At 53.1% G+C, this 6,538-nt stretch carries 6 protein-coding genes and 1 pseudogene; 5 read left to right on the top strand and 2 right to left on the bottom strand.

The features are described from left to right. Positions 1-606, bottom strand: a pseudogene (locus AUR66_RS21000) (hypothetical protein); the annotation flags it as partial. 68 nt (positions 607-674) lie between these two features. Continuing rightward, on the bottom strand, positions 675-1,388 hold the full coding sequence (gene aglF / locus AUR66_RS00500) for a UTP--glucose-1-phosphate uridylyltransferase AglF (RefSeq protein ID WP_058570579.1): 714 nt from the start codon (positions 1,386-1,388) through the stop codon (positions 675-677). 720 nt (positions 1,389-2,108) lie between these two features. Here aglF and AUR66_RS00495 point away from each other — a divergent pair. The 5 genes from AUR66_RS00495 to AUR66_RS00475 form a co-directional block, all read left to right on the top strand. Continuing rightward, complete coding sequence (locus AUR66_RS00495; protein ID WP_231727698.1) at positions 2,109-2,795, top strand: hypothetical protein; 687 nt, start codon at positions 2,109-2,111, stop codon at positions 2,793-2,795. 81 nt (positions 2,796-2,876) lie between these two features. Next, positions 2,877-4,445, top strand: a complete 1,569-nt coding sequence (locus AUR66_RS00490) for a capsular polysaccharide export protein, LipB/KpsS family (protein ID WP_058570577.1) — start codon at positions 2,877-2,879, stop codon at positions 4,443-4,445. Positions 4,446-4,568: 123 nt separating this feature from the next. Next, complete coding sequence (locus AUR66_RS20280) at positions 4,569-5,318, top strand: cytidylyltransferase domain-containing protein (protein ID WP_197409639.1); 750 nt, start codon at positions 4,569-4,571, stop codon at positions 5,316-5,318. After that, the gene (gene pseG / locus AUR66_RS00480; protein WP_082682081.1) at positions 5,315-6,319 is read left to right on the top strand and encodes a UDP-2,4-diacetamido-2,4,6-trideoxy-beta-L-altropyranose hydrolase; all 1,005 of its coding nucleotides are present in this window, start codon (positions 5,315-5,317) and stop codon (positions 6,317-6,319) included. Before AUR66_RS20280 ends, pseG begins: the two co-directional genes overlap by 4 nt. A 39-nt stretch (positions 6,320-6,358) precedes the next feature. Further along, positions 6,359-6,538, top strand: a 180-nt coding sequence (locus tag AUR66_RS00475; protein ID WP_157532946.1) for a hypothetical protein, incomplete at its 3' end; no start/stop codon positions are given.

Raw genomic sequence — 6,538 nt, 5'->3', positions numbered from 1 at the left:
CTGTTTGTACGGCCGAATCATGCCGAAAAAGAGGTAGACTCGTTCGTACTCTTCGACGCCCAACTGCTCGCGGGCCTCCTGTGTCGAAACCGCTGGCGTGTCGCGGTATATGTCGTTGTAGTTGCCGTGTGGGATTGACACAGCGTTGTCGAGGGGCTCATTGAGGAAGGATTTCAGTTCGTCTCGTGTTCGGTCGTCCCACACCTGTACCGTGTCTGCCATTTTGACGAGTCGCTTACTGACAGCTCTATCCAACGAGAGGAAGTTCTGCTCGTGGTTGTGCTTGTTGTGGACGGTCCAGACAACGCTATCACACAGGTACGAAGCGAGTTTCACTTGGAGAAGGAGCCAGAGTGCTGCGATGGTTGCGACGATTCGGCTTCCTGGCATCCGATACGCCCACTCGATGCTTCCAAAGAGGAAATACGGGTGTGTCCAATGGAGATGGAGGATGTCTACGTCACCGAAAAGCGCTGGGAGAATAAACGGTGTAAACGGAAGTGGTTCTTCGTCAACTGATACCTCGATATCCCGCCGCTCCAGGTGCTGTATTAATAAATCCTGGTAGGGATTCCCCGAATAATACGGGGCCATAAGGACCTTCATTGGGTTTACCTGCCCCGTAGGTCGTCTAAGTAATTCCGTTTTATCAATACGAAACGCTGGGTCTAAGGTTACTCTTCGGTGAGTCGACGCTCTGCTTCATCTCGGTCCTCGGGATATCCGATGTCGAGGCGCCAACCGTCGATACGAATCGCGTCGATAGTTCGGCCCGAGCGAATAAGCAGGTCGATAGCCTCACTAATTTCGTATTCCCCTCGGTTCGATGGTTGCACGAGGTGGCAGGCGTGGAAGATTGCAGGTGTGAACGTGTAGAACCCCGTCATGACGAGATTTGACGGCGGTTCGTTAGGTTTTTCGACGACTTCCATGATTTCGCCGTAATCGTTCGTCACACAGACACCATAGCGAGAAGCATCGTCCCAATCGACTTCCTCCACGAGGAAGGCGGCGTCTGCTCGGTCTTCGCGTTGGCGTTTGACGACATCACCGAGATTCGCGCTGAAAATATTGTCACCTAACATGAGCATGAAGTCCTCGTCGATGTGGTTTTCGACAGTGAGCAGCGCATGGGCGAGTCCCTTCTGCTCGCGTTGGTGTTCGTAGGTAATTGGAACGTCTCGATATTCGTCGCCGTAGTGGCTGATGATGACTTCTTTCTTGTACCCGACGACGACGACGAGTTTGTCCGCACCCAACTCGACGAGTTTATCGAAACAGTGGGTTAGAATCGGCTTTCCGTTTACCTCGACCATTCCTTTCGGCTTGTCTTCGGTAAGGGGACGAAGACGAGTCCCTTTACCGGCGGCGAGGACGACTGCTTGCATAACTCATTGCGAGCAACTCTGGCTTATATAACTTTGTGTCACCCACGTTGGGACCCGTTTAGAAATACGTAGCCGTCCAGTCCGAGGGGTTGGGCAGCAATCGAATTCTAACCACGTTGTTTTCGTACCGTCGGCAAATCTTCGCCACCGGTTTGCGCGAGTTCTACTCGGTCGAACCGTTTCAATCTCTCGAGGCCATCTGTGAGGTCTTCGTACAGACTGTCGTCGCTTGGTTCACCAGTAGGAGTGTACCCATTCGGGCCCACAAAGCCACAGAAAAGACCTCACCAGCAGTACGAACTCCGGGTTGAGGATGTATTGGTACGGGGAATCACCGCATCTGCGGCTACAAACTACGTTGGAACCGCACCATCTGGAACGCACCGAGGAGTCGTTTCAAAGGTGGAATCTCCGGAGCCGAAGAGGAAAACCGACTAACCGATTGTTATAACTGAAGTCTATGATGACTACTATCAAAAGATGTACTCTCTGGACCAGATTCGGAATGGGCTTTCTACGCCTGCACTCCTGCTACGTGAACTGAATCGGCTCTATTACACGCGGTTAGACACATTGTCGTATAATCGCAGTGGGGTCGATATACTGTCTGAGGACTGGGACGTACTGCAAATTCTTGATGCCTGTCGGTACGATATGTTCGCCGAACAATCATCACTTACTGGAGACCTCCAATCTCGAACGTCACGTGGCTCCAACACGATGGAATTTCTTCATGCAAATTTCGAAGGTCGTGAAATGCACGACACGGTTTACGTAACTGCAAACCCACAGTTTCGCCGGCACGAAGAACAAATAGACGCGGAGTTCCACGCCGTTATCGACGTTTGGCTCGATGACGGGTGGAACGAAACGTACAATACTGTCATGCCACAGACGACTGCGGAATACGCCCTCGAAGCAGCCAAGAAATATCCAACCAAGCGAATTCTCGTTCACTATCTTCAGCCACATTACCCGTTTATCGATCCAGAGTCGACGTTCGATAAAAAGCACCTCCACAAAGGGGGCGACAACACGATCGACTTCTGGCACGAAATCATGTTCGGACAGCTCGATATCGGTGCAGACGATGTCTGGCCACTCTACAAGAGGACCCTCGACGAGGCGTTCCCACACGTTCAGTCTGTATTGGACGGAATCGAAGGCCGGCACGTCGTGACCGCCGACCACGGGAATATGGTCGGTGAACGAGCACGGCCAATCCCAGTTCGAGAATGGGGCCACCCACAGGGAATATACACTGAAGAACTTGTCAAAGTCCCATGGCTAGTCTGCGAAAACAATGGTCGCCGAAAGACGACAGCCGAGGTTCCCTCTCCTGATTCCGAGACCGTCGATGAAGGAGTCGTTACGTCACGGCTCCGCCATCTCGGATATACGGAATAGACGTTGAACGTATCGCAAGTCACAAGCTCCAGCAGCAGATAACGTGCCGATTAAATAGCTACACGAAACCTATTCGATAAAATGACTAACGTAAAAAATCGCGTTCTAAAACTCGTCTCTCGGGCTGGTGCTGGCCACACTGCGTTGCGACTGTACGACGCGTTTACAGATTACACCGGAACAGTCGATGACTCTGTCCGACAGTTTGACCAAGCGGTCAGCGACAATGGGCACGTCGTCTTCCCACTGATTCCCGGTTATCGAACCATCGCTCTTCGATACTGTATTCTCGCCGATGCATTTCGGAGGCGAGGCTACAATCCTATTCTTCTCATCGACGACCTGACTGACGTTCCGGTCGAACGGTCAATCGGCGATGACCAAACAATCACACTGCAAACATCGTATTTCGAGAAACAGATTCCGAAGAATTTCGGACTGGAGGTGACCGGTCTTTCCGAATTCGTCTCATCGGACGAGGTGAACCTCGACGAGTCTCGTGACACCATCGAACGCTTTAACATCGAAGAATATGCCCTCGGGTCGGTCAGGAGACGGTTCAAAGTCCATACGATTGACTTGGACGACCCGAAGATGAGACGAGAGTACGAGAATTTCCTCTCTCTCGGAGTTCTCGTGGCACGAGCAGTCAAGCAGATAATGACCACGCACGAAACTGAACTGCTTGTCGTTCACGAACCATACTATGTTCAAGGGGGAGTACCGATGGCCGTCGCTCGGGACCACGGCGTGACCGCTTACAGCCAAGGCTTTGGGTTCAGAGAAGGAACGTTGATATTTGGTGGTCGGAGTGAGCGGTCCGCACTTCCTCACTTCACTCGTGAAGACGTGGTTCGTGACCACCTTCGTTCGACTCTCTCTGAGGAGGAAATGGCACGCATCGACGAGATAATGTACGGTCGAGAGTCCGGGAAAGGAATGGCCGTGGACTATTCTGCACACACGAACCGATCCGTGACCTCCGGTGATGTCGTTTCAATCGGAATGTTCACGAACTTGCTGTGGGACGCGTCGCTCGAACCGGAGAACGCGCTCTACGCGAATGTCTTCGAATGGATATCTGACACGATTCGTGCGTTCGAAACTACTGAGGAAGCCGAACTGGTAATCAAAACACACCCGGCAGAAGCGAAGTTCGGAACCCACGAGAGCGTCGCCGAGAGAGTGCGAGAGGAGTTCTCATCGCTCCCGGATAACGTCACGCTTCTCCCACCGGATACAGATGTTGACACGTATGCGCTTATCAACTCTCTCGATGCGGCAGTCGTGTATAACTCCACCGTCGGGCTCGAATCTGCATACCGTGGTGTTCCGGTTATCGTGACTGGGGAGACACACTATCGTGACTACGGATTCACTATCGACCCAGGCACCAAACGAGAATATCTCGACCTCATCAGCAACCCAGACCGGATCTCACTCCCAACGGAAACAGAGGCGCTTGCTCGGCGATATGCCCACCTGTTGATGGTCAAGCGGCATACGCCGTTCCCGTTCTTCGTGCGGGACGAAACTCAACGCCAGCAGTTCAAAGAGATAACTATCGACGACACTCGACCGGGCGCGGAACCACTCGAATCTTTACTCTCGTCGATGTTAGCCGGAGATGAGGTTCTGAACAGTAAGTGAGCGAGCGATTGCGCTACTGACCCGAGTGCCCGCCTTTGCTGAGTGAGTCGAACTCCGAGAGTTCGGTGCGGGCCAGTCGTGTGCTCCGACAAGTTAATGACACCTCACACGCGGATTTCTGCTATGAAGACAGTCGCAGTTATTCAGGCCCGGATGGGGTCATCACGACTCCCTGGAAAGGTGATGCTCCCCCTTGACTGTGTGCACAATCTCGAGCGCGTCGTGAGTCGTGTGCTGGCAGCGAAGACAATCGATGAAGTGGTCGTTGCCACGACGACTCACGCTCGTGATGATATCATCGCTCAGTGCGCTCCTCGATTCGGAGCCGCTGTTTCCCGCGGTGATGAACAAGACGTTCTCGGCCGAATGTACGAAGCCGCCTGTTCGCATGATGCAGATATCGTCGTCCGGATTACAGGCGATTGTCCATTGATTCCTCCCGAATGTGCCGACGCTGTCGTCGAGAAACTCCAAGAGACGGGGGCGGATTATGCAAGCAATATCGTAGAGCGTACGTTCCCACGCGGGTTCGATGTCGAGGCATTCACTATGGACAGTTTTGAACGCGTCGAGTATCACTCGACAGAACCTCACCAGCGAGAACACGTTACTCAGCTGTATCTCAACGACGATACCGGTGAATTCGTACTTGCCAACATCTCTTCTCATGAGGTCTATGAGAAGGACTCGATGCAGGACCGAAGCGACCTCAGATTAACGCTCGACGAAGCGAAAGACTACGAACTGCTTCGAATCGTATATGACTCCGTAGAGTTCGAGGAGATACTTGATGTCGAAGAGGCCGTTTCTCTTATCGACGAAAAAGGTCTCACCGAAATAAATGGAGACGTTGGGCAAAAGCCAACACGATGATTGTAATTAGAGCAGACGGTGGACCAGATATCGGGTACGGTCATCTCGTCAGGTCGAGCGCGCTCGCGGCGGAATTTCTCTCTCGTGGTTTCGATGTGACATACGCGACGACGACTCCCGGTGCCGTCTCCGATGTGTGCCCACCAGCGGTCGAGACGAAATTGCTTTCAGTGCGGGACAACCCGGACCCGTTCGTTTCGTGGCTTGGTGATTCGAACACCGACGCAGTTATCGCAGATTCGTATCTCGTCGACACCAACTACATGCGCACGGTACGAGATTCTGTGTCGGTTCTTGCGGTGATTTCAGACGACACCCGGTTCGAATTTGCAGCAGATATCCTCATCAACGGGAACTTGTACGCTGAGTCACTCGACTACGACTTCGTCGGTGAGCATCCGAAATGCCTGCTCGGGACCCGGTACGTACTCCTGCGTGAAGAAGTCAGAAAGCGGTCCGGTACCCGTTCTCCAGTCCGGGAGCAACCTCGACGAGCAGTTGTCACGATGGGTGGAAGCGATATTCGAAGCTACACACCGACTGCGGTACGTGCGTTCGACGGATTCGACATGACTGTCGATGTCGTGCTTGGCCCTGGTGTGGAACATACGACCGAAGTCGAGGAAGCAGCCGACTTAATCGACACAGAAGTCGTCATCCACAACTCACCAGATGAATTTCTCTCTCTCATTGCACGAGCCGATATGGCTGTCAGTGGATGTGGGAGTACGACCTACGAACTGTTGGCACTTGGAACACCCTTCGTTGGCGTCGTACAGGCAACTAATCAAGAACCAATCGCAACCGCACTCGATTCACGTGGACTCGCTGATGTGCTTCCGATGGATGCCGCTGAGGAACTCCTCTACGAATCCATCGACTCACTGCTTCGTGACCGAAGCAGACGAGCAACGTTCCAATCCCGCGGACAAGAGCTAGTCGATGGACGCGGTGCGGAGCGAACTTGCAACTCGATACTTGCCGAGGCGCACCGCCCGTAATCAATTACGTTGAAATATTCCGAATTTGAAACAGAACCAATGAGAACGGTTTTCGTCGGTAATCGTGCGCTTTCGCGGTACCTGCTCAAACACGCACTCGACAGCGGTTGGGACGTCGTGGGGGCCGTCGTCCCGAAGGGAGAAATGGCCTCCCAGCAAGCGAATTTCGAACCGATTGACGACCTCGTCGAAGATACGGCGTGTGAACTCATCGAAACT

It is taken from the genome of Haloferax profundi (assembly GCF_001469865.1).
Taxonomy (GTDB): Archaea; Halobacteriota; Halobacteria; order Halobacteriales; family Haloferacaceae; genus Haloferax; species Haloferax profundi.
Note: the sequence above shows the minus strand (reverse complement) of the source record. Positions and strands in the feature narration are given on the sequence as shown.